The organism is Photobacterium chitinilyticum (assembly GCF_004104355.1).
In the GTDB taxonomy this organism is placed as follows: domain Bacteria; phylum Pseudomonadota; class Gammaproteobacteria; order Enterobacterales; family Vibrionaceae; genus Photobacterium; species Photobacterium chitinilyticum.
Genome location: NZ_RJLM01000004.1, coordinates 205,878 through 232,011 on the forward strand (window position 1 = coordinate 205,878; position 26,134 = coordinate 232,011).

A 26,134-nucleotide genomic window follows, 5' to 3' on the forward strand; every position below is an offset into this window, starting at 1 on the left:
TTGAGGTGTGGACAATAGGCCGCCCGGCAAAACGGGGTGGCCGCATCATCAAACTGGGACAGGGAAATATACAGGGAAAAACCGATGGCAGTAATTACGGATGTAGCAGAAGTCACGACTGAAAGCCTGCAAGTCTCGGTGGGTGGTTTTTCCAGTGCGGGATGCAGGGATGTCAACCAAGATGCTTTTGCTGTGAAGCACTCCTCGCGGAAAAGCGTGATGAAGTATAAAGGGGTAGTGGCTTGTATTGCTGATGGTGTCAGCTGCAGTGATAACGGGCAGCAGGCAAGCCATACCAGCGTTACTCAGTTCATTGATGACTATTACAGTACGCCAGATAGCTGGGGGGTAAAAAAAGCCGCAGCTAAAGTGTTAACCAGCCTGAATAGCTGGTTATATCATCATGGTCAGCAAAGTGAGCTGCGGCATAACGGATTAGTGAGTACGTTCAGCAGTGTTATCGTCAAATCCAATACGGCACATCTGATCCATGTTGGTGACAGTCGAATTTATCGTTACCGGCGCGGAAAGCTCACCCAGCTCACTCAGGATCACAGTCGTAAACAAGGAGGTAAGAGTCATTTTCTAACCCGTGCCCTGGGAATGGATAGCCGGCTTGATGTGGATTACAAACAAGAGTCTGTCGAGGTGGATGATGTATTGGTGCTCACGACAGATGGCCTTCATGACTGGCTGACAAAGCGAGAGTTCGAAGGGCTTTTGTCGAGAATGGAACTGGCAGCGGAAGAGCTGGCACATTTGATTGTGCAGTACGCCAGGAAAAACGGCAGTGATGACAACCTGACCTGCTTACTGGTTAAAATAGATTTCCTGCCGCAAGAAAATCTTCAAGAGACTGCCAGGCAATTGACCCAAAGGGTCATTCCCCCGATTTTGGCTGAAGGGAATACGATCGACCAATACGAAATCATCAGGGTACTTCATAGCGGAACGCGAAGTCATGTCTACTTGGCCAAAAGTCATTTTGATGAAAAGTGCTATGTGCTGAAGGCACCATCACCAAACTTTTCAGATGATTTGGTATACCTGCAGGGATTTATTCGAGAAGGTTGGGTTGGCAGGCAGATCAGCCATAGTGCGATAATGAAAATACATCGTTATGCTGAGGCATCCCCCTTTCTATATCATGTCTGTGATTATGTTGAAGGTAAAACACTTAGGCAGTGGATGATTGATAATCCTAAGCCTAGTTTGGAGAAAGTCCGTGAAATTGCAGCTGAATTAATTAAGCCCATTCGATTCTTTCAGCGGATGGGGATTGTTCATCGTGATTTGAAACCAGAAAACATTATGTTAACTGATAATGGCAAGGCTGTTTTTATTGATTTCGGCACGGCCCAGGCGGAAGGGTTTGATGAAGTTTCCGGCGTTATACCGGAGGAGGTTCCTGTTGGGGCGACAGATTATATTGCACCTGAGTATTTAGCTGGTGAAAAAGCAACGGCATATTCTGACTTATTTTCTGTCGGCGTTATTGTCTATGAAATGCTGACGGGGAAGATGCCATATAAAATGCCATATCAACAAATTTTTGATGATAAGCAATCTCGGCGCTACGATTATATTTCGGTGCTAAAAAACAGACAGGATTTACCTGCCTGGTTAGATCTCGTACTAAAAAAAGTTTGTCACCCTTCCCCTAAAACTCGCTATCAAGTGATATCTGAATTTATTCAGGATTTATCGACACCAGACCAGAAAATACTTAGAGAACTGAAAGAGTCCCCGTTAATTCGGCGCAATCCACTGCAGTTTTGGAAGCTAATGGTGCTGGTACTGGGGATCATCGTTTGTGTCGAAACATACATCATTACTATCGGCTAGATATTAGTAACGCTTCAATATAACAGCAATGAAAGCGCTGACATGTTTCAGCGCTTTTTTGTGTGCGTAGCTTCCCATTTTCATGACCCTATATATGACTACGCGAAAGAGAATGTTTCCATGGGTAAACAATAAGACGCTATTTTATATCGGAAAAGTGATCAAATTCAAAAAAATAAACGCCAGTTACTCACTATTTTTCATAACTTGTCCGAGATCAATTTGTTGCACGTTTTGGCAGTGTTAGATATGTATGCCTAGCCCGAATGGGGTATGCGCGATACTCATTACAGGTAACCTGTTAGCCCGCAATAAATAGACGGTTTAGTCGGTTAAAGTAATTAGTATTTGATAATTATGGAGAATTAACATGAGCAGTGCATTTTTTATCCCTACAGTAAACTTAATGGGTGCAGGCTGCCTGACTGATGCTGCAGATGCAGTTAAAGAACAAGGTTTTAAAAAAGCGTTGATCGTTACCGATAAAATTCTAAGCCAAATTGGTATGGTTAAGCAGGTCGCAGATCTACTTTCTGAGCGTGGCGTAGAATCTGTTGTTTTTGACGGGACACAACCAAACCCAACAATTGGTAATGTTGAAGCTGGTCTTGAACTGCTGAAAGCGAATGAGTGTGACTTTGTTATCTCTCTTGGCGGCGGTTCACCACACGACTGTGCAAAGGGTATTGCACTTGTTGCTTCTAATGGCGGCAAGATTGCTGACTATGAAGGTGTTGATCAGTCAGCGAAGCCTCAGTTGCCACTAGTTGCTATCAATACTACGGCTGGTACCGCTTCTGAAATGACGCGTTTTTGCATCATTACAGACGAAGCTCGTCACATTAAAATGGCGATCGTTGACAAGAACACAACTCCATTGATGTCTGTTAACGATCCTAAGTTAATGCTTGCCAAGCCTGCATCGCTAACAGCTGCAACCGGTATGGACGCATTGACTCACGCTATCGAAGCGTATGTTTCAACAGCGGCAACACCAATTACTGATGCTGTAGCAATTAAAGCGATTGAATTGATCCAGGCGCATCTACGTACAGCTGTTAACGACGGTCAGAACCTAGAAGCGCGTGAGCAAATGGCATATGCACAGTTCATGGCGGGTATGGCATTCAACAATGCCTCTCTAGGTTATGTACATGCAATGGCACACCAGCTAGGTGGTTTCTACGACCTTCCGCACGGTGTTTGTAATGCCGTATTGCTTCCACACGTACAGCGCTATAACGCGCAGGTTTGTCCTGCACGTCTAGCAGATGTTGCCAAGGCAATGGGTGTGAATGTTGAAGGTATGACAGCAGAGCAGGGTGCAGAAGCAGCACTGGACGCGATTCAAGTACTGTCTCAAGATGTTGGCATTCCAGCTGGTCTTAAAGATCTAGGCGCGAAAGATCAAGATATCTCAGTGTTGGCTGATAACGCGCTGAAAGATGCTTGTGGTTTCACTAACCCTAAACAAGCAACGCACGAAGAGATTTCAGGTATCTACGCTGCAGCAATGTAAGCTAGTTGGTAGAATCTCATTCTTTCCAATGAAAAAAGCGGTCTTCTGACCGCTTTTTTGTTGGTTTTAACTTATGACTCGTTGATTCTCCGCTAACGAAGAAAGCGAACGATAATGCAATAGGCCATCTTTTCCTTGCTGCTTGACTTCGTACATGGCGAAATCTGCCTGTTTTAGCACTTCAGAAACAGACTTGGCTGCTTTGGGGAACTGACTTACGCCGATACTGGCGGAGATTGGATGAAATGAACCAGCAAACATCGCAGGTCGGTTAAAAACCCCCGTTAGCTGGTCACTGATGCACGAATTGACATCACCTGTTGGTTGGCAAAGTTCAATAATTGCAAATTCATCACCTCCCATCCGCGCCGCACAGTAATCTTTGCAGCTTAAGTTAGACAGCCGACGGGCAACCTCGATTAGCAACTCATCACCTGCATGATGGCCCATAGTGTCATTAATTTCCTTAAATTCATCTAAATCAATAAGGTAAAAGTAAAACGAGGTATTGTTGAGCTCAAGTTCACGCAGTTTTTGGTTAAGCCATAATCGGTTGTTAATACCTGTTAGTGAGTCTTTCATCGCGAGGGCATGATGTGAGTGGGATTCTCGCAATAGGAGATAGGCCATTAGAGCTCCCATTAGCAACGTTGTGATCAGCAGATAGCGAATAACCGTCTCAACTTCAGAGATCGCTGTAATGCGATCGCCTAAATCGCCGCTAGACAGCCGGAATTTGTAGTTCAGAAATACCATCAGGTTTTCGTAGTCTTGCCTGAACAGCTGCAACACAGGTTGTGTCTCTTGCGGTGATGAGAGGGAGAGCAGGCGATACTCAAGCATTTTCACCCGCTCAAAGTGGCTATTGATTTCATCTACAGCCCCTTTGAATTGGTCAAAATGCATAATTTGGCTGTTGTTTACGATGGTATTGAAACGACTCCAGAGAATTTCATACTGGATCATCATTTCGTCATGACTGCTGTTTTCAAATTGGTAATTCTGCAGCTGGTAGACAAACTCGGAATATTCCTTTGTTAGCTGGAGCACAAACCAGATCGCTTCATTTTGGCTTTTTGAGACAATCTCTGAGTTATTTTTCAGATGGTTTACAGCAACCAGCGTACTGAATATCAATAATGGGGTGATGATGTATAGCATCATCTTGATCCATTTTCTTTTTGTGGTGGTTGTACTGCTTCGAACCATAGCTTATTCCGCTTTTATAGTTTCCAATTGCCAGACCATTTTGGCCAGATTTTTACGCTGGCTAAGTTCTGGGTATTGGTCGATAGAAAATACCAGCCAGTAGGGGCCGTAGTCGCGAATTTTTAGATACTGGTTATTTTTTTCAATAGCAATAATCGGCTCATATTTCTCAATGTGTTGCCAGCTTGCTGAAGCTGAGTAGTCATTCAGGGCACTCATCGTGATTTGCGAGGGCTTGATTTTGAAGGAGTCAAGCAAAGTGGTCAGCTTGACTCCTTTGAACTCAGCTTGCCCTTTTACCCAGGGAAGATGGGTAGTAAGGGTCGTTTGTGGCAGTTGTTCAAGTTGGGCTCTGGTCAGAGTGACGGCGATGTGTTGCCCAGATGTATCCTGACCTTCAATGGTTAGCGTCGTTTCATAGGCTAGAGCTGATAGGGAAATAACACTACTCAGCAAAAAGAACAATACGCTAATTACAGTCTTTGACAACCTGATGGACATCCTGATACCTCGTGTGGCTATCGGTAAATACAGTACCGAGTGGCAGAAATACGGGAGCCACTTGAGTCACTGAAACAAATTAGTACTTTATGTACATGTTTTGTATATTGTAGTCTGGATTCGATAAACAACGTGAATGTTATAATGTGATCAAACACGTCAGTTTTTTGACATTCTAACTAAACCTTCCTTAATGTAATCGATTTCGTGTCAAAATGTTCGCATTGAGGTTCTTCATCGAAACGACGCAGGGCCATCACTCGAATACATGAACTGATACCGGGTTATTATAAACGTCGATAAGGATTGGTATCTAGATGGCTGCGTCCAAGCCAGTAGCAGATAACCTGAAGCATCTTATGTTTATTGATCGGCTTGGCGATAAAATCATCCATGCCTACAGATAAGCACCGTTGCCTGTCTGTGTCGCTGACATTGGCTGTCATAGCAACGATCGGCACATATTTCTTGGCATTAGTCAGTTTGCGTATTTCGCTGCATGCATCAAGTCCGTTCATTTTAGGCATTTGCAAGTCCATTAAGACCAAGAAGAATTTGTTGCTCTTTATCGCTTTGACTGCCTCAAGACCATTGTTTGCGGTATTGACCTGAAAACCGTACTTAGCCAGCATTGTTTTGGCAATCAGCTGATTGGATGGGCTATCTTCGACCAGTAATATGGGTAATGTCTGTTGCTGCGCGGTAGGAGAAGTAGAGGACAGAGCACTATGCTCCCGGTTGATACGGTCAGGTTTTAGTCTCAACTGGAATGAAAATACGGATCCTTCACCTAACGTACTTTGTATATTTAGCTTCCCTCCCATCATGGCGAGTAGTTTGTTGCTGATCGCAAGCCCCATTCCCGCACCGCCATAGCGTCTGGAAAATGAAGGATCACTTTGTACAAATGGGACGAGAATGGTATCGATTTTTCCTTTTGCTATACCTATACCACTGTCTTTTAATGTAAAAGTAATGTCAGTGGCGTCATGATTCTTTTGGTTAATTATATTGAGAGAAATAGTGCCGTTTTCAGTGAATTTAACCGCATTCCCAATCAAGTTTGTTAATATTTGCGAGATTTTTCCCTCGTCTCCGATGAATAATGTTTGGCTAGAGATGTCTGAATTAAAAGTCAGGACGATGTTTTTTTGTGCTGCCTGCGCTGAAAATATAGCAATGACTTTTTTTGCTGTCATCGTCGGTGAGAAGGTACTGTTAGTAAGTGTAACTTTGTTTGCGTCTAGCCTTGAGTAATCGAGTATGTCATTTAGCTGGCTTAGCAACAGTTTCGCTGCATTTTGCGCTGTGTCGGTTAATTGGTTGGCTGCATTTGATAGAGGTTCATCTTTTAGAATATCAAGCGAGCCTAGAATGATATTCATTGGAGTCCGGATTTCATGGCTCATAGTGGCTATGAATTCTGTTTTGCTCTTGTTTGCTTCTTCTGCATGCTTTTTAGCTATTTCCAGTCGGCGTTCTTTTTCTTTTTGAGCCAACAAGACTTCTTGTAGCATATTGACTGATCTATTGAGTCGCGCTAATTCAGATAAGTTATCTGGTTCTGGTTCTGGGTTGGCCGGTAGAGAAAGTTCATTAATAGACAATAATTTTCTATTGATTCTATTAAGCGGCGAAAGCAGTAGATATTGAGTTAGGAAGTAGCTGAAGCAGCCTAGTAATAGTAACGATGCGGCAGAAAAATAGCGTATTTGGTCGACGTGTTGATTGATTTCATTCAAGAGTACTTTTTTATTTAAGGCAAGGGTCATAGAGCCAAAGACTTCACCCTCAAATGTAATGGTATGATGGTACTGTGCGGTTAACGTACTATCGTTACTGGGTTCTTGTCCTGAACTTGCTAATTGTACGTCGGCTTCATTGCTGATGAGCACATAGATGAGTTCTGGGTTATGCGCTGTCGCCTGTTCCAGTATTGTTTCGAGGTGCGGTATGTCTTCTGTCAGAACATCCTCAATGGTTGTAGATGATAATGCCTGAAAGTAGCTCTGCAGTTGCCTATCAACTTTTTTTTCTAGATAGTTCCTCTCGAAGACTCTGACAATTTCACCCGCAGTAAAACTGATCACGACAGTGATGAGCGTGATCATGAATAAATACTTTAGCCATAGAGAGAGTGATTTAGTATAAGCAGCCATAGAGGAAACCTATCTTTCGAAGAAACGGTTATCGGCCATCGCGATACGAATTCTTTCATAGTCGCTGTCGCTACCGGGCAGGAACCCGTCTTTTTTGATGGCTGCTAATGCCTTCGGATCCTTAAGTTCAATTAGGCTTTCCTTTAAGCTAGTTGCCACCTTCGGTTTTAGCAAAGAGCTGGCAATCCACGGTTTGGTGACGTTCTTGAAACTTGCAATGACCCGAAGAGGAGCTCCTTTTCCGACTAACTTTTTGTAGGTACTTTCTTTCAGCGCGCCTGCATCATATTGCTCAGATGCCACCGCTGCTCCAACTTTATCGTGGCGCCCCAGGTATTCAAATGAATCTAAGGCCTGAGCTGTCATGTTATGGTCGGCAAGGTAGCTTTGCGACAAGTAACGGCCAATGGTTGAGTTTTCGTCGCCAAATGCAAACGATTTTCCGGCTAACCCTTTGACAGATTGAATATTGCTATCCTGGTGTACGCAGATTACGCCGTTAAAGCTCTTTCCGCCCTTGTTACTTTCGACGGCTAAGATCTTAATTGCTGGATTCTTTTGCTTAGCTAGAATGTAAGAGCTCGGACCAAAGCGAGAAAAGTCGACATGGCCTTCGACGAGGTTGGTTAACCCTTGTTGGTAATTTTTTGAAATTTGCATCTTAATTTGCACAGGCTCACCCAATTTTGCAGTCATTTGTGTTTCAAGCGCATCAAGAACTGGGCGAAATTGTTTCACCATGGCGGTTGCCTTGTCTGATGTGTACACACCAAAGGTTAGTTGGATATCGGACAGGGCTGGCAAGCTAATAAAAGCTAATGGAATAATGAAATAATTGATATTTTTCATGGCTGCTCCCATTAAAGGACCGTAGCTTAATTAGAGCAATAAGTGGGCCATGTTGTGCTGATGGGAAAGCCAGCTTTTTATAGTAATGGGCTGAACATATAAAAAAACTGTTCAATAAGTTTGTTGGTAACAGGGCGTTTCTCCCATTCGCTAAGTGCGATGTGGGCTGAGTCGTTAATGTATTCTTGCTGTAGCCAGCTGAGTTGCTGGGTAAATTCGGGGTTATCTACCGCCAGCGTGACCTCAAAGTTGAGCCATAAACTACGCATGTCGAGGTTTACGGTGCCAATGAGGCAGTGATTGTTATCGATAACAACCGATTTGGTGTGAAGCAACCCGCCATGAAAACGGTGAATATTGACTCCGGCAGTTAATAGCTCGGTAAAGAAAGAGCGGCTGGCCCACTCAACCATGATCGAGTCATTTTTATCAGGAATGACGATATGAACGCTTACGCCACGTTCAGCTGCACTTTCTAGTGCATGGAGCAGGTTCTCGCTCGGGACGAAGTATGGGGTGGTGATAACTATGCTTTTCTGCGCCTGGTAAATACTCAGAAGTAGCACCTGGTGAATAATTTCATCGGGCATGCCGGGACCTGAAGGGATCACCTGGATCATGTCAGAACTGTCTGCTGGAGAGGGTAACTTGCATGCCGGCAGCTGTGGCAGGTAGCGTTCGCCAGTTTCGACTTCCCAATCCCAGGCCTGAATGCAGTTCAGTACTGCCACAGTAGGTCCCGTCACCCGCACCATGACATCGATCCACTGGCCAACTCCCGCTTTGGTTTTGAAGTGTTCGGGATCGACCAGGTTCATCGATCCTGTATAGGCGATGCAGTTGTCAATCACAACAATTTTTCGGTGCTGGCGAAGATCAAGACGCCGCAGGAACATACGCAGCGGTGTTACAGCTAGCGCCTCGGTGATCTCTATGCCGGCATGACGCATTAATCTCGGCCAATACGAGCGGAAAAAACGCATGCTACCCGCCGCATCCAGCATTACCTTGACGGTGACCCCGCGTTTTGCCGCCATAATCAGTGCGCTGGCCACTTCGTTGGCTAGTCCTCCCGGGTGCCAGATATAAAATTCGAGGTGAATTGTATCCTGTGCTTGGTGAATATCTTCGATTAGCGAGTGGAGGATTTTGTGCGGGGAGTCCTGTAAAGAAAGCGAATTGCCGCAAAGAGCAGGGATCCCCAGACGGTTTTCACATAAGTCACTGATAGGCCGGGCATGGTGGCTCATATGCTGAGGCTGGTGGCCGGGGCAGTCATTCAGGCGCTGGAACCAGTCGGCAAATGGTTGGAACATTTCCAACGCCCGCATTGCACGCTTTTTCCCTAGGTTGAGCTCGCCTACGAGTAGATAAGCAAAAACACCGCCAATAGGGATGATATAGATGATCATCAGCCATGCCAGTGAAACACCTACAACCCGGCGCTTAAATACAACGCGCATTGTTACGCCAGCAATAATTAGCCAGTAAAAGAAGATGCTGACCCAAGCGAGTACTTGATAAAACTGTTCCATGTGAATGGCTTATCTGATTTAAGAAAGAGTTATATATCCTCTATTCTGCATTGAAACGGGCGGAATACCAACGTTATCTTGCCGACAGAAATATCCGCCAATACTTTTAACAATGGTGAAACAAAATAGTATGGGGTGGTTAATTTATGTGCGGAAAAACGCGTTTCTTAGAGAAATACTAGCATTAAATCAAAAAATAGAGCTGCGGGCTTCACATTGTATTCCCAAACTGTTTTACTTGCCAATGTTGACGGTGTGATTAATACTCTTTTAAGTGTACATAAAACTTTACACCCGAAATGGGAACACATGGAAAGAGCGGTACAATAATTTCAACTAGTGTAGAGAGTCGTATGGCAAGTGGATCAAGAGCGCAGTTTAGCTCACGGATAGGTTTTATTTTGGCAGCAGCGGGTTCTGCTGTTGGCTTAGGGAACATTTGGGGCTTCCCGACTCAGGCAGCAAGCAACGGTGGTGCTGTATTTCTTATGGTTTATCTGCTGATGGTGTTTGCGCTGGCGTATCCACTACTTGTTGCAGAATTAACGATTGGCCGATACGGCAGCGCGAACCCAATTAAGTCGCTGCGTTCGGTGTGGCCTCAGCAGCGTGGGATTGCAACATTGCTTGGGGTGGCCGGGATGATTGCGGTATCGATGATCCTCAGCTTCTACGCAATTGTTGCTGGTTGGCTATTTGGTTTCCTCGTTGGTCCAATCCTCGAGGCTATTGGCCTGGCATCGGCGGCTAACTGGCTAGAATCCTTCAGTGCTTCCCGTAACTTGGTACTGATGGTCTTCTTTATGGTGTTGACTATTCTCGTGGTACGTAACGGGGTAGCAAATGGTATCGAACGCTGGTCGACCCGATTGATGCCAGTTCTGCTGGTATTGTTCGTGGTGATGGTTGCCTACATCCTGACTCAGGATGGTGCCATCGATGGTCTCAAGATGTACCTCGTTCCGGACTTTTCTCACTTCAGCCCAGGCTTGGTAGTGAGTGCAATGGGACAGGCATTCTTCTCGTTGTCGCTGGGCGTCTGTTCGATGATGGTTTACGGTTCGTACATCAAAAAAGATGTGAACCTGCCGAAAACCGCCGCCCAAGTTGCACTGCTAGATACCTCCGTTGCCTTTGTTGCCGGCCTGCTTATTCTGCCTGCGATGTTTGTTGCTCAGCACAATGGTGTTGAGATCTACAGTGATAGTGGTGCGTTATTGTCGTCTGATACACTGGTCTTTAGTGTATTACCAGCTATGTTCGATACCATGGGTTCAGCAGGCCTGTTTATTGGCGTACTGTTTTTCGTCTTGATGGTGATTGCGGCGCTGACTTCTTCCATCTCGATGCTGGAAGTACCGGTTGCCTGTGCGACAGAAGAGCTGAATCAAGATCGAAAAGTTGCGGTATGGTGGATTGGTGGCCTGATTACTTTGTTCTCTGGTATTATCGTTTTCAACTTTGGCGACATGTTCGGCCTGGTCATTTCAATTACGACTGAATATGCCCAGCCTATTCTAGGTATGCTGTTTGCCCTGCTTGTTGGCTGGGTATGGAAGCGTGACAAAGTACTGCAGGAAATTAAAGAAGGCTATCCTGAACTAGAGCAAGGGCTGTTCTGGAAAATCTGGCCTTGGTATGTGCGTGTTGTCTGTCCGCTGATGATGCTGTGGGTGTTCTTCGCCTAATTTCCAAGCTGGTGTAACCCGTTACGGTTATAATCACTGAATAAAGCCGCTCACCCGAGCGGCTTTTGTGTCTTTGGCATTTGGTATTAAATGCAAACGGTATATACTCCGCGTCTCGATTTTCGTCTGCTCAATGGTATCTGGCTATGTTCACTCTGGTTTATCAACATCCTGATTTTTTGGTCATCAATAAACACCCGGATGTGAGTGTTCATAAAGATGACAATGAACAGCCGTTGCTGACAGCCGTCGCCAAGCAGACTGGCGATGAGAAGCTGTACCTTATTCATCGTCTAGATAAGATGACATCTGGCCTGTTGTTACTGGGCCGACATCACCAGGCGGCTTCCGAGCTTTCGGTGAACTTTGCCCGCCGCGAGGTCGAAAAGTTTTATTTGGCCATTGGGACAAAAAAACCTAAGAAAAAGCAGGGTGTGGTGATCGGCGATATGTCCCGCTCTCGCCGTAGCAGCTGGAAGCTTGAAAGCAGCAAAGATAATCCGGCGGTGACCCAGTTCTTCTCTACCGCAGGTGGTGACGGGCGTCGTCTGTTTTTATGTAAACCCCACACAGGCAAGACCCACCAAATTCGTGTAGCACTGCGCAGCGTCGGATCCGGGATCACCGGAGATGCAATATACGGCTGTGAAACCGCTGACCGTGGCTATCTTCATGCATTCGCGTTGCGCTTTCCCTATCAGGGGGAATGGCGTCAGTTTATTTGTCTACCGGATCAAGGGGAACTGTGGAAGACCGCTGAAGTGCAAGTAGCGCTGACAGAATGGCTGTCCCCATGGACACTGGCTTGGCCAAAATTACCGAGTAAAAAGTAACAATTGGTTATCAAGTCACCATGTTTATTAAAATAGACCGTTAAAAATAGGTCTTAAAGCCCTTTTTTTACACAGAACTGGTAAAAACATAAATTATATTTACTAACTGACTGTTAATTGAGCAAACGCAATTAAACTGTTGATAAAGATCACATATAATACCTGCCTAGGAAACGCCTAGATTGAGGATTACAATGCGCCATACCCGTTCCATGTCGCTTCGTATGCGACTGAAGAAGAAAAAGAACCAATCTCTATTTTGGGGACTAGCGTCATTTCGTCGTAATCGTCAAAAGTTCAAATCCCGCGTTAAACACCAAAGACAAGTCCGTATCACCGCAGAATATGTTACCCTCGCCAGCCACCGCCTCCCTGATGAAAATATTAAATTAGTCGCCTGAAGCCCCATTGAATGCCGTTTGCTATTGTCTTCCAATGCAGGTAAGTTTTGCTGTCGATAATTGTCTGGAATGGCACAAGGCATTGGTATTAGAATAGCGCCCTTATTTCGATCAAGACTGTAGAGTTATGGAAACAACTGCGCTACCTACCTTAGAACAACACCTGCTTAATGAACTGACGTCGCCGCCGACAGAAGTTCGTCGTTTATTCCATGGCCGAGGACGCTGTTGGCAGGGGTTAGAGCAGCTCACTGTTGATTGGTTGAGTGGCCAGGTATTAGTTTCTTTATTTAAAGAGCCATCCGAGTCATTCCTTAATGAGTTGCACAAAATACTGACGGGGTTATGCACCTCTGAAATTTGGCAGCAAAGTGGCGCGTCATCGCTTTTGCTACAGCATAGAGACCGACTAGGATCGCCAATGGAGATCCTCTGGGGTGAAAGTGGAGATTATCAGGATGTTGTCGAGAATGGCCTGATTTTTAAGTTGGATTTAGGCCGTAAACAAAACAATGGTCTATTTCTTGATATGCGTAATGGCCGTGACTGGGTAATGCATCATGCTGCGGGTAAACGGGTGCTTAACCTGTTTGCTTATACTTGTGGTTTTTCCGTGGCTGCGATCGAGGGTGGGGCAGAGCATGTGGTTAACCTGGATATGGCGAAAGCGGCATTGAGTCGTGGTCGCGATAATCACCATCTGAACAAACATGATTTGAAGAAAGTCAGTTTCCTTGGCCACGAGCTTTTTAAGTCATGGGGTAAAGTCCGTAAGCTGGGGCCGTATGACTTGATCATTATCGATCCGCCGTCGTTTCAAAAAGGTAGCTTCGCCCTGACCAAGGATTACCAGAAGATCCTTCGTCGCTTGCCTGATCTGCTAACAGAAGCCGGCAAGGTAGTCGCATGTGTTAACGATCCGTCAGTTTCGTCTCAGTTTTTAATTGATGGGATGGCGACCGAAGCTCCAGAGCTGATGTTTACCGAACGTTTGGAAAACCCGCCGGAATTTAAAGACATTGATCCTGAGGGCGGGTTGAAAGTATTGGTGTTTGACCGGAACTAAGAATGAAAAATACCGCCAGATGCGTCTACTTGGCGGTATTGTTTTTTGAGACAGAAATTACTTTGCTAAGCCTTTGCAGTACTCGGTATAGACTGGTTGCTCTGCCATAGTACGGCCACGCATATCCATGACCATTATTTTATAGCTTACGCCTTCGCTAAATAAAGGGGTGAGCTCTTCACTGCTGCAGTAATTAACGGCTGCATTTTTGACTGCCTGCGAAGGTGGGATTTTGCCGCCACCACCATACAAGATCGTGATTTCGACTGTTTTTTCCCGTGCCTGTGCTTTCATGATCTGGTATTCACCGATCTTGTCATAGGGCGCTTTGTTGTTGATAAGCGACGCACGACTTTTGGCCAACGCTTTAGCCGCATCATCCTGGTTCGATGCGCAGCCCGCCAGAGCGAGTAATGCGATGCATACAAACGTTTTTTTAAACATCAGATAAATAATCTCGGTTTATTGCTGTGTGTAGCGCCTTTGCCAATTAGGGTAGAACTTTCTTAAATGGCTTAACAGTGACATTGTCATATACACCAGCTTCGATGTACGGATCGGCATCAGCCCAAGTCTTGGCATCAGCCAAAGAGTTGAACTCTGCAATGACTGTTGAGCCAGTGAAACCTGCTTCTCCCGGGTTGTCGCTGTCGATCGCTGGCATTGGACCTGCAACTAATAGCCGGCCCTGCTCTTGTAGCTCTTTCAGGCGGGCTAGATGTTTTTCGCGAACACTCAGGCGACGCTCTAAGCTGTTTTCAACATCCTGAGAAAAAATAACATACCACATTCGCTGAATTCTCCCTGTGACTAAGTTAATTGATACTGAGCGTTATCTTAAAGCAAAAAAAAAGCCCCAACCAGAGGTTAGGGCTAATTGTGAGGAAAGCTTTACGCTTTTCGTATCGGACGCGGGCGACCTTCACTGTTGATAGCCACATAATTAAAGGTAGCTTCACAGACACGGTAGCGATCGCCGATGCTCTCGAGAGCAACAGGCTTTACCCAGACTTCCAGAGCAATGCTCATTGATGTGTTGCCAATGCGGCTGCATTCGCCGTAGCAGCATACGACGTCGCCGACACTGACTGGGGCCTTAAAGGCAATACTATCGACAGAGACGGTGACAACGCGTCCGCCTGAAATTTCTTTGGCCAGAATAGCACCGGCCAGATCCAGCTGAGACATAATCCAGCCGCCAAAAATATCGCCATTGGCATTGGTGTCTGCAGGCATAGCTAGGGTGCGGAGCAGCAGCTGTCCGCGAGGGATGTTATTTTCTGTGGTCATGGTTCGATTTTACAACTATTCAGTATCGGTTTCTTTCGGCATATGGTGGTAAATATATCCACCGGTGGCAAGGGTAAAAATCAAAGTTAGGGCTAATAACCCAAAGACTTTAAAATTAACCCACACATCAAGCGGCAGCCGGAAGGCTACGTAGACGTTGATAATGGCGCAAATAATAAAAAACAGCATCCAGGCAACATTAATCTGTTTCCAGATCAGCTCCGGAAGATTGATTTCATTACTGAGCATCCCCTTGATCAGCGGTTTGCCAAGATACTGGCTGACGGCCAAGCCTCCGGCAAACAGGGTATAGATAATAGTAACTTTCCACTTGATGAAGTTGTCATCGTGGAGAAATAGCGTTAGCCCGCCAAATACAGCGACCATTATGAAAGTAATGAGCTGCATTTTCTCTACTTTCTTGTACAGGAACCAAGTCAATACAAGCTGCACTGCTGTAGCAGCTATCAAAGCACCCGTAGCGACGTAGATATCATGTGTTTTATACAAGATAAAGAAGACGATCAGCGGGATAAAGTCGATCAGTTGTTTCATTCAATAGCAGCCTTATTGTTGCCAAGCCTCATGGGGCTCAGCGGAATGAACGTATATCGTTGGATATTTGTTGCTTGCTACTAGTATACCTAATACCAATCTGGATAAGTATATGCTCAGTAACTTATCCAGGTTGGTATTATTGTCCTTGCTTAGTGTACTTGTGTAATCACCTCGTTCTGAATAGTAAAAGGCCGCCGACAATTTGTCAGCGGCCTCTAACACGGTACTGTTTTGTTCCGTCGAGATAAGTTGAAGCAATTAAGCGTTCTGTACTTTCTCTTCCGCAGCGTGGCTCGGATCTTTACTTACCATATCATTGATAATGACAGCGCAGGCAGCATCACCGGTGATATTCAGCGCAGTTCGGATCATATCGAAAATACGGTCAAGGGCGAACAGCAGCGGCAGACCTTCAATCGGGATCCCTGCTGACAGCAGTACGGCTACAACAAGGAATGATGGTCCCGGAACACCGGCCTGGCCAACCGCACCCAGGGTCGAGGTAACGATAATGGCTAGATATGCGCTCATTCCCAGATCAATATTGAACATCTGAGCGAAGAAGATAGCAACCAGACCATAGTAAATCGCGTTACCACTCATGTTGATGGTGGCACCCAGCGGCAGTACAAACGATGCTGTAGAGTTTTTAACACCTAGCTCTTCTTCACAGGCCTCCATGGTAACTGGCAGTGTTGCCATGGAAGAGGCTGTTGATAGGGCAACTGCCTGTGGCTTTTTCATTACCGACAGGAACTTCACCGGCGATGTCTTGCTGAATACCTTGATCATCAGCGGGTAGAAGACGAAACCGTAAATCAGGATGGCACCGACGTAGACAAGAAATAGCTTGAATACGACCATCAGGGCGCTAAAGCCAAAGGTGCCAACGGCATCTGCCATCAGGCCGAAAACACCAAGTGGTGCAATTTTCATGACGACATTGATCATCCAAACCATGGCATCAACAATTGCGTTTACACCATTGATGAGTGGATCTCGACGATCTTTTTCCAGCTTGGATAAAGCGATACCAAAGAAAAGGCAGAACACAAGAATTTGTAGAATATTCGCTTCATTGAGTGACTGGAATACGTTAGTCGGGATCATCCCCAACACGGTGGCCCAGAAGGATGGCAGATCGCCTTTATCGGCATAGACGTTTGAGAACAAGCCTTCAACACCTGTTAGGTCTACCCCCATTCCCGGTTGAAAGACTTCGCCCATGAATAGGGCAAGTGCAACAGCAACGGCTGATGTAAAGCCGAAGAAACCCAGAGTGGCAAAACCAACTTTACCTGCTGAGTGGCTGCTTCCAAGTCCGGCTGCACCTGAAATGATAGCGACTGCCACCAATGGGATAACAAGCATTTTGATCAAGTGGATAAAAATGCTACCAAGCGGTGCAAACATGCTGGCTGAGTGCCCCATCATCGCGCCAACGAGTGTGCCCACACACATGGCAATGACGACTTGGACGCCGATATTGCCTAATAATCCTTTTTCTTTTAACACCTTTGGTACCTCTGTTGTGTTTGTTAATTTTGATTAGGGTTAAGTGTTGTGATTGTTTTAAATGTTAACCCTTTATTTTGCGGTTGTGTTTTTACACACAATTTTTGTATTTATCAATCATTGTTTTCGATATTTTGCTTTGCTGTTATAGGGTGTAAATATGCCTGATGACAAAAGTGTTACCCTTAACAACTTGGCTACTGTAAGGCGGGTAGAGGCTAAGATCTTTGATCTAATACGGGTTTAGCTTTGTTTATAGGGTGAATAATGGCCGAATATTGGCCATAAATCGTTGTGTTGGGGTGAAAAAGCCGCAGAGGGTGCGGCTTTGAAAGGTTATTGTTTTGTTGGTGTGATTATCACAAACGTGTTGCCGTTTTCATATTACTGATGAACTGGCCCATCTGGCGTAGCATTTCATCATTGTTCCCTAGGTTCTGCTCGATAACTTTCACCACGGCAGAGCCTGATATTGCACCGGCGGCTCCGGCTTCAATGGCTTCTTTTACCTGGGCTGGTTCTGAAATCCCAAAGCCAAGCAATGCCGGTGGCGCGTTGTGTGTTTTGAGGCTTTCCAACAGGTGATTGATTGGCATCCCAGCCTTGGTTTCGGCTCCGGTAACGCCGGCACGCGATAGGAGGTAGGTATAGCCACCGCTGTATTCTGAGACTGTTTTCAGTGTTGTTTCATCGGCGTTTGGTGGTGCGATGAAAATTGGGTGGATCCCATATTTTTCTGCGGCGGCACGGAACTCAGCTGATTCCTTGACAGGCACATCGGCAATCAATACTGAATCGACCCCAGCTTCTGCACATTTCTGGTAGAAGTTTTCGATACCTGCGCCAAATACAAGGTTGGCATACATCAACAGGCCAATTGGCAGCTCCGGGTATTTGGCTCGGATCTTACCCAGCAGCTCAAAGCAGATTGCCGGCGTCGTGCCGGACTCCAGTGCTCGAATGGTTGCCCCCTGGATTGTCGGGCCGTCTGCCAGTGGATCTGAGAACGGAATCCCCAGCTCTAGTGCATCGGCACCAGACGCCACCAAGGTGTCGATGATTTTCAACGATTGCTCGGGGTTGGGATCTCCGATAGTGACAAAAGGAACAAACGCGCCTTCGTTTTTTGCCGCCAGGCGGTCAAATTGTGCTTGATAACGATCCATTACAGCGCTCCTTTTGCTTCTAGAATATCGTGTACAGTGAAAATGTCTTTATCGCCGCGACCGGATAGGTTAACGACCAGTATTTGTTCTTTCTCTGGTTCTTGTTCAATCATCTGAAGGGCGTAGGCCAGTGCGTGGGCAGACTCCAGTGCCGGAATAATTCCTTCGTTGCGTGCCAGTGACTGGAATGCGTCCAGTGCCTCGTCGTCAGTAACGGAGCCGTAGACGGCGCGGCCAGTCGCGTTTAGGTGAGCATGCTGCGGGCCGACAGACGGGAAGTCCAGACCGGCAGAGACCGAATAGGATTCTTCGACCTGACCGTGTTCGTCCTGCATCAGCGGGGCTTTCATTCCGAAGAAAATACCCAGCTTGCCGTGTTTGAGCGGCGCGCCGTGCATATTGGTATCAAGACCCTTACCTGCCGGCTCGACACCAATAAGGCCCACTTCCTTATCCTCGATAAAATCGGCAAACATACCGATGGCGTTGGAGCCACCACCGACACAGGCGATGACGGCGTCAGGAAGGCGACCTTCTTTTTCCAGGATTTGTGCCTTGGTTTCTTCGCCAATAATATGCTGGAACTCACGGACAATCGTCGGGAACGGATGAGGACCTGCCGCAGTTCCTAATAGGTAGTGGGCTTTATCATATGTTGCTGACCAGTCGCGCATCGCCTCGTTGCAGGCATCTTTTAGGGTGGCGGATCCGGAGTGAACCGGAATCACTTCCGCACCCATCAGCTTCATTCGAAATACGTTCGGGCTCTGGCGTTCTACGTCCTTGGCACCCATATAAACGCGGCACTTTAATCCGAGAAGGGCACAGGCCAGTGCTGTAGCAACACCGTGCTGGCCAGCACCTGTTTCGGCAATGATTTCACTTTTGCCCATTCGTTTAGCCAGCAGAGCCTGACCCAGCACCTGATTGGTTTTGTGTGCACCACCGTGTAGTAAGTCCTCACGCTTGAGGTAGAGTTTGGTTTTGGTGCCTTTGGTAAGGTTCTGGCATAGCGTCAATGCCGTCGGGCGGCCAGCATACTCTTTTAGCAGGGTAATAAATTCTTTTTGAAAGCCAGGGTCTTGCTGGGCTTCGATAAAAGCAGCTTCCAGCTGGTCAAGTGCGGGTACCAAAATCTGGGGTACGTATTGTCCACCGAATTCACCGAAGTAGGCGTCTAGTTTGCTCATAATTTTTCTAATCCTTAATACTTTCTGATTGCGGCAAAGGCCGCATTCAATTTTGTTTGATCTTTTTTGCCCGGGGTGCTTTCAACACCGGAGTTTAAATCCAGTCCTTTGCAGCCTAGTTTGGCTGCCTCGCAGGCATTCTCGGGGGTCAGGCCACCAGCCAGCATGATGTTTTGCTTGTCGGTATCACTGAGCAGGCTCCAGTCAAAAGCAATACCTGTTCCCCCTGACTGTTGGCCGACTTTACTGTCGAGAAGGTGCTTGTCGACTGGCCATCGGGCGAAGTCCGGGACAGTTGTCGTGATCCCATGTGCCTTCCAAATCTCGCAGTCTTTAGGAAGGTGAGCCTTGAGACCCTGTATATAGTCCGGTGTTTCTTCGCCGTGCAGCTGAACTGCCGACAGTGACAGGGCTTTAGCGGCCTTGCCGACTGCATCGGGATCGGCGTTGCGAAATACACCGACATATTTTAGCGGTGCACCGCTCATTACCATTCGCGCCTGCTCGATATCGACCTGTCGCGGTGAAGTGGAAACAAAGATGAGTCCGCCGTATACCGCACCGCTTTGATAGGCGGCGTTGGCATCATCGGCCCGGGTTAGGCCGCATACCTTGTTCTCTCCAAGCAGGACACGACGTACAGCCAATTCCAGGTTGTCCTCGGCCATCAGCGAGCTGCCGATCAAAAAGCCGTTGGCATAGGCGGTAAGCTCACGGATTTGCTGGTGGTTGTAGATCCCCGACTCTGAAATCACAATGGTGTCTTGCGGCAGACGCGGAGCCAGTTCTTTGGTGCGGTTGAGGTCTATGCTTAAATCGCGCAGGTTGCGGTTATTGATCCCGACCACCTTGGCCTTCAGTGCGATGGCACGATCCAGCTCCTGCTCGTTGCTGACCTCGGTTAGAATACCGAGATTCAGCTTTTCGGCGACGGCGGCAAGCTCACGGTATTCGTTGTCACCGAGGACCGATAGCATCAATAAAATGGCATCGGCACTGTAATGGCGCGCCAGATACACCTGGTAGATGTCGATCATGAAGTCTTTGCACAATACCGGCTGTTTGACCTGATTGCGTACCAGAGGCAGAAAATCAAAATTGCCCTGGAAGTATTTCTCGTCTGTCAGTACCGAGATCGCACTGGCATGGCCATTGTAGACCTTGGCAATATGATCAAGGTTGAAGTCTTGGCGGATCAGGCCTTTTGATGGCGAGGCTTTTTTACACTCAAGGATGAAAGCCGTCTGATCACCAGAAAGCGCATCATAAAAGCTACGGTCACTCGGGATCAGCCCGTCAATGAACTCGTCAAGGGGCTGCTTCTGCTTGCGCGCTTCAACCCACAGGCGCTTATCAGCCACAATTTTCGCTAATACTGTTTCCATGGTTAACCTCGTGCTGCCAGTTTTTCAACCAGCTCAAATGCTTTGCCAGACTGCATGACGTCAATGGCTTGTTGAGTGTTGGCCTTCAAGTCTTCGTTACCGAACAGACGCAGTAGCATGGCAACGTTGACAGCGACTGCACCTTGTTGGGCCTCGGTACCTTTACCGGTCAGGATATTGGTAATAATGGCTCGGTTTTCTTCCGGCTCGCCGCCCTTGATTGCTTCAAGCGGGTAGGTTTTCAGACCAAAGTCAGCCGGGGTAAGGGTATATTCTTTGATCTCGCCATTGATGATTTCAGCAACGGTGGTCTCACCGTGGATGGCCACTTCATCCAGACCGCTACCGTGAACTACGGCTGCGCGTTTCATGCCCATAGTCGCGATGGTCTCGGCAATTGGCCGTACCAACGCCTTGTCATAAATGCCCATTAGCTCGATATTCGGCCGAGCCGGGTTAATCAACGGCCCAAGGACATTGAAGATTGTTCGGGTTTTTAATGTCTGGCGAACTGGCATCGCATGGCGGACACCGCCGTGGTATTCCGGTGCAAACAAGAAGCAAACTCCCAGTTCGTCTAGTGCGCCACGGGCATTGTCGGCTGTCATCGCCAGATTGATGCCAAATTTGTCGAGCAGGTCGGATGAGCCCGACTTGCTTGAAACACCGCGGTTGCCGTGCTTGGCGACTTTTACGCCACAGGCTGCGGCAACAAAAGCGGCCGTGGTCGAGATATTGATCGTATTGGCACCGTCACCACCGGTTCCGACGATATCGGCAAAATCATAGTCCGGACTCGGGAACGGCTTGGCATTAGCCAGCAAGGCACTGGCGGCGCCAGCGATTTCAGCCGGGGTTTCCCCTTTGATTTTCAGTGCTGTCAGTACTGCCGATAGCAGAATAGGATCGACCTCGCCTTTGATGATGGCATCAAACAGCGTCTGGCTCTCTTCTTGGCTCAGGGCCTGCTGGTCATATAATTTGTTGGCAATAGTATAAATGTTTGCGTCCATGGTCTCTTTCTCCCTAAACCTTTGCGCGCTCGTTCTGGCTGTTCGGTTTTGACATTACCCAGTTCAGTGTATTGGTGAGCAGTTGAGCCCCTTGTGTAGTTAGAATCGACTCAGGGTGGAACTGGTAGCCGCACACGCGATCTTGGTCGTTGGTTACTGCCATCACTAAGCCATCGACATCGGCGACAGTTGTCAGGCTGTCAGGCACTTCCGTCGCGACCAAAGAGTGGTAGCGGGCAATGGAAAGCGGACTTGGCAACTCGCCAAATACAGTATGGGCACTGTGGCTCATCATGGCTGATTTACCATGGACAATATCACCGGCACCTTCAACCTTGCCGCCATAGGCTTCGACAATGGCCTGGTGGCCGAGACAGATACCAATCATCGGTACTTTGCCGCGAACCCGCTTGATAAGCTCAGGCATGCAGCCTGCATCTGCTGGTGCGCCGGGACCGGGAGATAGCACCAGTACCGGATTGTTTTTCTCTGCCAGAGCCTGTTCCATCTGATCGGCGCTCAGGCTATTACGGTAAATGGTGACTGGGTAACCCAGCGAACGGAACTGATCGACCAAGTTGTAGGTAAAGGAGTCAAAATTATCTAGCAATACGATTTCTGCACTTGTCATGTTTTTGCTCCTTATGCTGACCGGGTTGGGGCACTGTGTGCCTTGCGAATGGCAGCGATGACCGCCTGTGCCTTACCACGGGTTTCATCCGCTTCGGCCTGTGGCACCGAGTCATAAACCACGCCGGCACCGGCTTGCACACTGGCAATACCATCCTCGACATAGGCTGAGCGGATTACAATACAAGTATCCATATCGCCATGGCCTGTCAGGTAGCCAACCGCGCCACCGTAGCTGCCTCGACGGCGTTGCTCGACGTCACGGATCAGCTGCATGGCACGAATTTTAGGAGCCCCGGTGAGTGTCCCCATATTCATGCAGGCCTGGTAGGCATGCAGGGCATCGAGGTCGCCACGTAGCTGACCGACAACGCGGGAGACAAGGTGCATGACATGGCTGTAGCGGTCTACCTGAAGTAAATCGGCGACATAGCGGCTGCCGGGCTCGCTGATCCGAGCAACATCATTACGGGCCAGATCGACCAGCATCATGTGCTCGGCGTTCTCTTTCATGTCACTGCGCAGTTCAAGCTCAATACGGCCATCGAGATCCAGGTTGATAGAACCGTCAGGGTTTTTGCCGCGGTGACGGGTTCCGGCAATAGGGTAAATTTCCACCTGATTGCTTTCGGTGCAATATTTCAGCGCGCTCTCCGGAGAGGCACCAAACAGAGTGAAGTCAGCATCTTGCAGATAGAACATGTAAGGGCTTGGGTTACCAATTTTCAGTTCTTTATAGGCAACCAGCGGTGACGGGCATGGCAACGTGAACTGGCGGGACGGAACCACCTGGAAGACATCACCGTTAATAACATGCTGTTTTAGGTCGAGTACGGTTTGGCAAAATGCCTCATCGCTAATGCTTGCAACAGGCTCGCACTGTTCAAGAAACTCGGCACCGGGGAGCGGCTTCGGCTCCAGACAGGCTTCCTTGATATGTTGCAGCCGACGGCTCAGCTCAAAATAACTAGAAGTATACTCATCCCCGCCAAACAGCGTTGCCTGCAACTTGCCCCGACGACGCTGGTGGTCGATAACCAGCAAGGTTTCGGCAATATAGAATAGGTAGTCCGGACACTTGTTGTCCTCGGTGACGTCCGGCAGCGGTTCGAAACCGGCGACGACATCATAGGCAAACAGGCCGCCCAGAAACAGGGCTTCACGCGGGTGGCCCGAGGTATCAAAGGCATGCTGGATCATTCGCAGTGCATCAAACGATGAGGTCTGACGCAGGCGGCTGTCTTCATCCAGTGCGCGCTCGGCACTCGGGAAATCGAGGATCAGGCAGTGGCTTTCACGCTGACTCTGAATATCAGCAGCCAGTGCCTGCTCAATGGTCTGCAGGACATTGAGTCCGTTGTCTGTTAATGCTTCAAGCCGGACTTGCTTGCCGCGGCATACAATACGTACCGCAGCGTCAACAAGCATCAGGCTTTTCAAATCCTGCTTGGAGTCGATTTCGGCCGACTCCAGCAATAAATTATGTGGACGGTCGCCACAGACGGAGTAATACAACTCCGTCGGATCCGCCACATAGGGTACGCCGAGGCTAAGTAGCTCTAGCTCGCCGGTACCTAGAGGGGTCGTATTCACAGCGTTCTCCCTGCCGCTTCTACAAACGGTTTCAACTCTTGCATTAACTGTTCAAACATTGGACCTGTCAGCGCCTGGTGGCCGTCGGATAAGGCCTCACACGGATTTAAGTGTGATTCGACAATAATGCCATCAGCGCCAACAGCGGCTGCTGCCCGGGAAAGCGGGATCACCAGCTCGCGAACACCAGTACCATGGCTAGGGTCCACCACCACAGGCAGGTGGGTACGTTGCTTCAGGTAGGCGACGGCATTGAGGTCCAACGTATTCCTTGTCGCTGTTTCATAGGTGCGGATGCCACGCTCACACAGAATAATGTTCGGATTTCCTGCGTCATAGATGTATTCCGCTGCTAATAACAGCTCTTCGATAGTGGCGGAAAGTCCGCGTTTGAGCAAGACCGGTTTTTTACTTTCACCCACAGCTTTTAACAACGCGTAGTTTTGCATATTGCGGGCACCAATCTGTAGGCAGTCAACATATTCACACATTGAATCAACCTGACCGACTTCCATGACTTCTGATACTGTCGGAAGACCAAGTTGCTGATTGGCCTTGTGAAGTAGTTTCAACCCTTCTATTCCCATGCCCTGAAAATCATACGGACTGGTGCGGGGCTTGTAGGCTCCGCCGCGAAGGGCGACAGCACCATGCTTTTTCACAACCTCGGCGACGGCCATTAGCTGCTCTTCAGATTCAACCGAGCAAGGGCCTGCAATGACAGCAAATTTGTCGCCGCCGACTGCGGCATTACCGAAACGAACAACGGTGTCGTGTGCCTGCACCTCGCGGTTGACCATTTTGTACTTGGTTAGGATAGGTTTAACATTTTCGACATATGGATAGGCATCAAGGTGTAGCTGCTGCAGTACGCGCTCGTCTCCCAATGCTCCCAATACGATGCGCTCGACGCCCGGCATGTAGAGTGGTTTCAGGCCGGCATTATCGATACGGCTCAGGATCTCTTTGGCTTGTTCTTCGGTTGCATTGGGTTTTAGTACAATAATCATTTCGCTATCTCTTTAATTTGTAACGCGCTTGCAAACTATCGGTAGAGGCGCATCATGCTGAGTGTCGTATTCGTCAATTTGGGGTACAAAAAAGCCCGCAGTAAGCGGGCTTGTGTCTGTTTGGCCTTAAGGCACAGCAAATCACACCACCCGTAGAGAGAAGTGCCACCACCAAGAAAAGAAAGCGCGGAGCTGATGATTAATTTGCTGTAACATGTAAATATCCTGTAATTCTATTACTGGGTAACTGCGTACTAGTAAACTAGTTCATGAAAATAAAGTCAAGAAAATAAATTATGTTGTTTGATTTACATAGCCATACCACGGCATCGGATGGCCGTTTATCGCCAGAAGTATTGGTAAAAAGAGCGGTAGAACGACGCGTTGATGTGCTTGCGATCACAGATCACGATACCGTGGCTGGCCTAGAATCGGCGCAGCAGGCAATCGATGCAGAAAATTTGCCCTTAACTCTCATCAAAGGTATTGAAATATCGACACTTTGGCGAAATTTTGATATTCACATTGTCGGTTTGAATATTGATCCTGACCATCCTGCAATGACGACATTGATTGCCGAGCAAGCTGAACGTCGTGAGGTGCGAGCGGCACTAATTGCGGCGCGGTTGGAGAAGAACCGCATGCCGGGAGCACTCGAAGGCGCGAAGGCTATTGCCGGGGATGCGACGTTAACTCGATCTCATTTTGCCCAGTGGATAGTGGAGCAGGGCTATGCCAAAACGATGCAGGCAGTGTTCAAAAAGTTTCTGACCCGTAATAATCCGGGCTACGTACCGCCAAGCTGGTGTTCGATTGCCGATGCGGTCGGGGCGATTCATGCCGCCGGGGGCCAGGCCGTGCTGGCCCACCCCGGTCGCTACAACATGACGGCGAAATGGCAGAAGCGTCTATTGACGGCGTTCGTCGAAGCCAACGGGGATGCAATGGAAGTTGCACAGCCTCAGCAAGCCCAGCAGGAGCGCAGAACACTTGCTGATTATTCGATTGAGTATAATTTGCTCGCTTCACAAGGTTCCGATTTTCATTATGCCTCTCCGTGGACCGAACTTGGACGTAACCTCTGGTTGCCAAAAGGTGTGACTGAGGTCTGGCAAGACTGGAAAGTTGAAAAGAAGCGAGTTGATGAGGAGGTTCCGCACAGTACGGAATCATCATAGG

Annotated in this window: 23 protein-coding genes and 1 other annotated feature; of the genes, 6 read left to right on the forward strand and 17 right to left on the reverse strand. The window is 47.8% G+C overall.

The genetic code is table 11. From position 1 onward, the window contains the following. The first annotated feature begins 84 nt into the window (after window positions 1-84). Both EDI28_RS12005 and yiaY read left to right on the forward strand, forming a co-directional pair. A complete protein-coding gene (locus EDI28_RS12005) occupies window positions 85-1,845 on the forward strand; it encodes a bifunctional protein-serine/threonine kinase/phosphatase (protein ID WP_128784116.1) in 1,761 nt (586 codons plus the stop codon). A 370-nt stretch (window positions 1,846-2,215) separates the two neighbouring features. Further along, window positions 2,216-3,364, forward strand: a complete 1,149-nt coding sequence (yiaY, locus tag EDI28_RS12010) for an L-threonine dehydrogenase (protein WP_128784117.1) — start codon at window positions 2,216-2,218, stop codon at window positions 3,362-3,364. 66 nt (window positions 3,365-3,430) lie between these two features. Here yiaY and EDI28_RS12015 read toward each other — a convergent pair whose 3' ends face one another. The 5 genes from EDI28_RS12015 to cls all read right to left on the reverse strand — a co-directional run bounded on the left by EDI28_RS12015 (window position 3,431) and on the right by cls (window position 9,617). After that, window positions 3,431-4,528, reverse strand: a complete 1,098-nt coding sequence (locus tag EDI28_RS12015) for a GGDEF domain-containing protein (protein WP_233353359.1) — start codon at window positions 4,526-4,528, stop codon at window positions 3,431-3,433. 48 nt (window positions 4,529-4,576) lie between these two features. After that, window positions 4,577-5,062 carry a putative pterin-binding protein gene (locus EDI28_RS12020; RefSeq protein WP_233353360.1) on the reverse strand — a complete coding sequence of 162 codons (486 nt, stop codon included), beginning with the start codon at window positions 5,060-5,062 and terminating at the stop codon, window positions 4,577-4,579. A gap of 299 nt (window positions 5,063-5,361) precedes the next feature. After that, the gene (locus EDI28_RS12025; RefSeq protein WP_128784120.1) at window positions 5,362-7,233 is read right to left on the reverse strand and encodes a response regulator; all 1,872 of its coding nucleotides are present in this window, start codon (window positions 7,231-7,233) and stop codon (window positions 5,362-5,364) included. 9 nt (window positions 7,234-7,242) lie between these two features. After that, the gene (locus tag EDI28_RS12030) at window positions 7,243-8,082 is read right to left on the reverse strand and encodes a PhnD/SsuA/transferrin family substrate-binding protein (protein ID WP_128784121.1); all 840 of its coding nucleotides are present in this window, start codon (window positions 8,080-8,082) and stop codon (window positions 7,243-7,245) included. A 77-nt stretch (window positions 8,083-8,159) separates the two neighbouring features. Continuing rightward, window positions 8,160-9,617, reverse strand: a complete 1,458-nt coding sequence (gene cls / locus EDI28_RS12035; RefSeq protein ID WP_128784122.1) for a cardiolipin synthase — start codon at window positions 9,615-9,617, stop codon at window positions 8,160-8,162. Between the two features lie 353 nt (window positions 9,618-9,970). On the opposite strand from cls, the gene EDI28_RS12040 reads away from it, so the two are divergent. The 3 genes from EDI28_RS12040 (at window position 9,971) to EDI28_RS12055 (ending at window position 13,605) form a co-directional block, all read left to right on the forward strand. Continuing rightward, the gene (locus EDI28_RS12040) at window positions 9,971-11,305 is read left to right on the forward strand and encodes a sodium-dependent transporter (protein ID WP_128784123.1); all 1,335 of its coding nucleotides are present in this window, start codon (window positions 9,971-9,973) and stop codon (window positions 11,303-11,305) included. A 146-nt stretch (window positions 11,306-11,451) separates the two neighbouring features. Next, complete coding sequence (locus EDI28_RS12045; RefSeq protein WP_128784124.1) at window positions 11,452-12,138, forward strand: TIGR01621 family pseudouridine synthase; 687 nt, start codon at window positions 11,452-11,454, stop codon at window positions 12,136-12,138. Window positions 12,139-12,666: 528 nt separating this feature from the next. Then, entirely contained in the window at window positions 12,667-13,605 is a 939-nt protein-coding gene (locus EDI28_RS12055) for a class I SAM-dependent methyltransferase (protein WP_128784126.1), read from the forward strand. 57 nt (window positions 13,606-13,662) lie between these two features. On the opposite strand, the gene EDI28_RS12060 is transcribed toward EDI28_RS12055, so the two are convergent. The 12 genes from EDI28_RS12060 to EDI28_RS12115 form a co-directional block, all read right to left on the reverse strand. After that, window positions 13,663-14,049 (reverse strand): GspS/AspS pilotin family protein, encoded by a 387-nt coding sequence (locus EDI28_RS12060; protein WP_128784127.1) that lies wholly within the window; start codon window positions 14,047-14,049, stop codon window positions 13,663-13,665. A 46-nt stretch (window positions 14,050-14,095) separates the two neighbouring features. Then, on the reverse strand, window positions 14,096-14,395 hold the full coding sequence (locus EDI28_RS12065) for a YciI family protein (protein ID WP_128784128.1): 300 nt from the start codon (window positions 14,393-14,395) through the stop codon (window positions 14,096-14,098). A gap of 101 nt (window positions 14,396-14,496) precedes the next feature. Further along, on the reverse strand, window positions 14,497-14,895 hold the full coding sequence (gene yciA / locus EDI28_RS12070) for an acyl-CoA thioester hydrolase YciA (protein ID WP_128784129.1): 399 nt from the start codon (window positions 14,893-14,895) through the stop codon (window positions 14,497-14,499). A gap of 15 nt (window positions 14,896-14,910) precedes the next feature. After that, on the reverse strand, window positions 14,911-15,450 hold the full coding sequence (locus EDI28_RS12075) for a septation protein A (protein WP_128784130.1): 540 nt from the start codon (window positions 15,448-15,450) through the stop codon (window positions 14,911-14,913). Window positions 15,451-15,711: 261 nt separating this feature from the next. Next, on the reverse strand, window positions 15,712-16,968 hold the full coding sequence (locus EDI28_RS12080) for a dicarboxylate/amino acid:cation symporter (RefSeq protein ID WP_128784131.1): 1,257 nt from the start codon (window positions 16,966-16,968) through the stop codon (window positions 15,712-15,714). Between the two features lie 359 nt (window positions 16,969-17,327). Beyond that, window positions 17,328-18,134: a tryptophan synthase subunit alpha gene (trpA, locus tag EDI28_RS12085; RefSeq protein ID WP_128784132.1), complete on the reverse strand. Its 807-nt coding sequence runs from the start codon at window positions 18,132-18,134 to the stop codon at window positions 17,328-17,330. Beyond that, window positions 18,134-19,324, reverse strand: a complete 1,191-nt coding sequence (gene trpB, locus EDI28_RS12090) for a tryptophan synthase subunit beta (protein ID WP_128784133.1) — start codon at window positions 19,322-19,324, stop codon at window positions 18,134-18,136. Before trpB ends, trpA begins: the two co-directional genes overlap by 1 nt. A 14-nt stretch (window positions 19,325-19,338) precedes the next feature. After that, entirely contained in the window at window positions 19,339-20,709 is a 1,371-nt protein-coding gene (gene trpCF / locus EDI28_RS12095) for a bifunctional indole-3-glycerol-phosphate synthase TrpC/phosphoribosylanthranilate isomerase TrpF (RefSeq protein WP_128784134.1), read from the reverse strand. 2 nt (window positions 20,710-20,711) lie between these two features. Next, the gene (gene trpD / locus EDI28_RS12100; protein ID WP_128784135.1) at window positions 20,712-21,722 is read right to left on the reverse strand and encodes an anthranilate phosphoribosyltransferase; all 1,011 of its coding nucleotides are present in this window, start codon (window positions 21,720-21,722) and stop codon (window positions 20,712-20,714) included. 13 nt (window positions 21,723-21,735) lie between these two features. After that, the gene (locus tag EDI28_RS12105) at window positions 21,736-22,353 is read right to left on the reverse strand and encodes an aminodeoxychorismate/anthranilate synthase component II (RefSeq protein ID WP_128784136.1); all 618 of its coding nucleotides are present in this window, start codon (window positions 22,351-22,353) and stop codon (window positions 21,736-21,738) included. A gap of 11 nt (window positions 22,354-22,364) precedes the next feature. After that, window positions 22,365-23,945 (reverse strand): anthranilate synthase component 1, encoded by a 1,581-nt coding sequence (locus EDI28_RS12110; protein WP_128784137.1) that lies wholly within the window; start codon window positions 23,943-23,945, stop codon window positions 22,365-22,367. Continuing rightward, on the reverse strand, window positions 23,942-24,955 hold the full coding sequence (locus tag EDI28_RS12115; protein WP_128784138.1) for a bifunctional 3-deoxy-7-phosphoheptulonate synthase/chorismate mutase: 1,014 nt from the start codon (window positions 24,953-24,955) through the stop codon (window positions 23,942-23,944). Before EDI28_RS12115 ends, EDI28_RS12110 begins: the two co-directional genes overlap by 4 nt. An 85-nt stretch (window positions 24,956-25,040) precedes the next feature. Then, window positions 25,041-25,135, reverse strand: a sequence feature (Trp leader region). A gap of 116 nt (window positions 25,136-25,251) precedes the next feature. Between EDI28_RS12115 and rnm the strand changes: the two genes are divergently transcribed. Further along, window positions 25,252-26,133 carry an RNase RNM gene (gene rnm, locus EDI28_RS12120; RefSeq protein WP_128784139.1) on the forward strand — a complete coding sequence of 294 codons (882 nt, stop codon included), beginning with the start codon at window positions 25,252-25,254 and terminating at the stop codon, window positions 26,131-26,133. Window position 26,134: the final 1 nt, after the last annotated feature.

Bases quoted from the DNA above. Each gene is read 5' to 3' on its own strand.
- EDI28_RS12040 (WP_128784123.1), top strand. From the start codon at position 9,971: ATGGCAAGTGGATCAAGAGCGCAGTTTAGCTCACGGATAGGTTTTATT.
- yiaY (WP_128784117.1), top strand. From the start codon at position 2,216: ATGAGCAGTGCATTTTTTATCCCTACAGTAAACTTAATGGGTGCAGGC.
- rnm (WP_128784139.1), top strand. From the start codon at position 25,252: ATGTTGTTTGATTTACATAGCCATACCACGGCATCGGATGGCCGTTTA.
- EDI28_RS12105 (WP_128784136.1), bottom strand. From the start codon at position 22,353: ATGACAAGTGCAGAAATCGTATTGCTAGATAATTTTGACTCCTTTACC.
- EDI28_RS12055 (WP_128784126.1), top strand. From the start codon at position 12,667: ATGGAAACAACTGCGCTACCTACCTTAGAACAACACCTGCTTAATGAA.
- EDI28_RS12015 (WP_233353359.1), bottom strand. From the start codon at position 4,528: ATGATGCTATACATCATCACCCCATTATTGATATTCAGTACGCTGGTT.
- EDI28_RS12075 (WP_128784130.1), bottom strand. From the start codon at position 15,450: ATGAAACAACTGATCGACTTTATCCCGCTGATCGTCTTCTTTATCTTG.
- cls (WP_128784122.1), bottom strand. From the start codon at position 9,617: ATGGAACAGTTTTATCAAGTACTCGCTTGGGTCAGCATCTTCTTTTAC.
- EDI28_RS12025 (WP_128784120.1), bottom strand. From the start codon at position 7,233: ATGGCTGCTTATACTAAATCACTCTCTCTATGGCTAAAGTATTTATTC.
- EDI28_RS12115 (WP_128784138.1), bottom strand. From the start codon at position 24,955: ATGATTATTGTACTAAAACCCAATGCAACCGAAGAACAAGCCAAAGAG.
- EDI28_RS12005 (WP_128784116.1), top strand. From the start codon at position 85: ATGGCAGTAATTACGGATGTAGCAGAAGTCACGACTGAAAGCCTGCAA.
- EDI28_RS12065 (WP_128784128.1), bottom strand. From the start codon at position 14,395: ATGTGGTATGTTATTTTTTCTCAGGATGTTGAAAACAGCTTAGAGCGT.
- trpD (WP_128784135.1), bottom strand. From the start codon at position 21,722: ATGGACGCAAACATTTATACTATTGCCAACAAATTATATGACCAGCAG.
- trpB (WP_128784133.1), bottom strand. From the start codon at position 19,324: ATGAGCAAACTAGACGCCTACTTCGGTGAATTCGGTGGACAATACGTA.
- EDI28_RS12045 (WP_128784124.1), top strand. From the start codon at position 11,452: ATGTTCACTCTGGTTTATCAACATCCTGATTTTTTGGTCATCAATAAA.
- yciA (WP_128784129.1), bottom strand. From the start codon at position 14,895: ATGACCACAGAAAATAACATCCCTCGCGGACAGCTGCTGCTCCGCACC.
- EDI28_RS12030 (WP_128784121.1), bottom strand. From the start codon at position 8,082: ATGAAAAATATCAATTATTTCATTATTCCATTAGCTTTTATTAGCTTG.
- trpCF (WP_128784134.1), bottom strand. From the start codon at position 20,709: ATGGAAACAGTATTAGCGAAAATTGTGGCTGATAAGCGCCTGTGGGTT.
- trpA (WP_128784132.1), bottom strand. From the start codon at position 18,134: ATGGATCGTTATCAAGCACAATTTGACCGCCTGGCGGCAAAAAACGAA.
- EDI28_RS12060 (WP_128784127.1), bottom strand. From the start codon at position 14,049: ATGTTTAAAAAAACGTTTGTATGCATCGCATTACTCGCTCTGGCGGGC.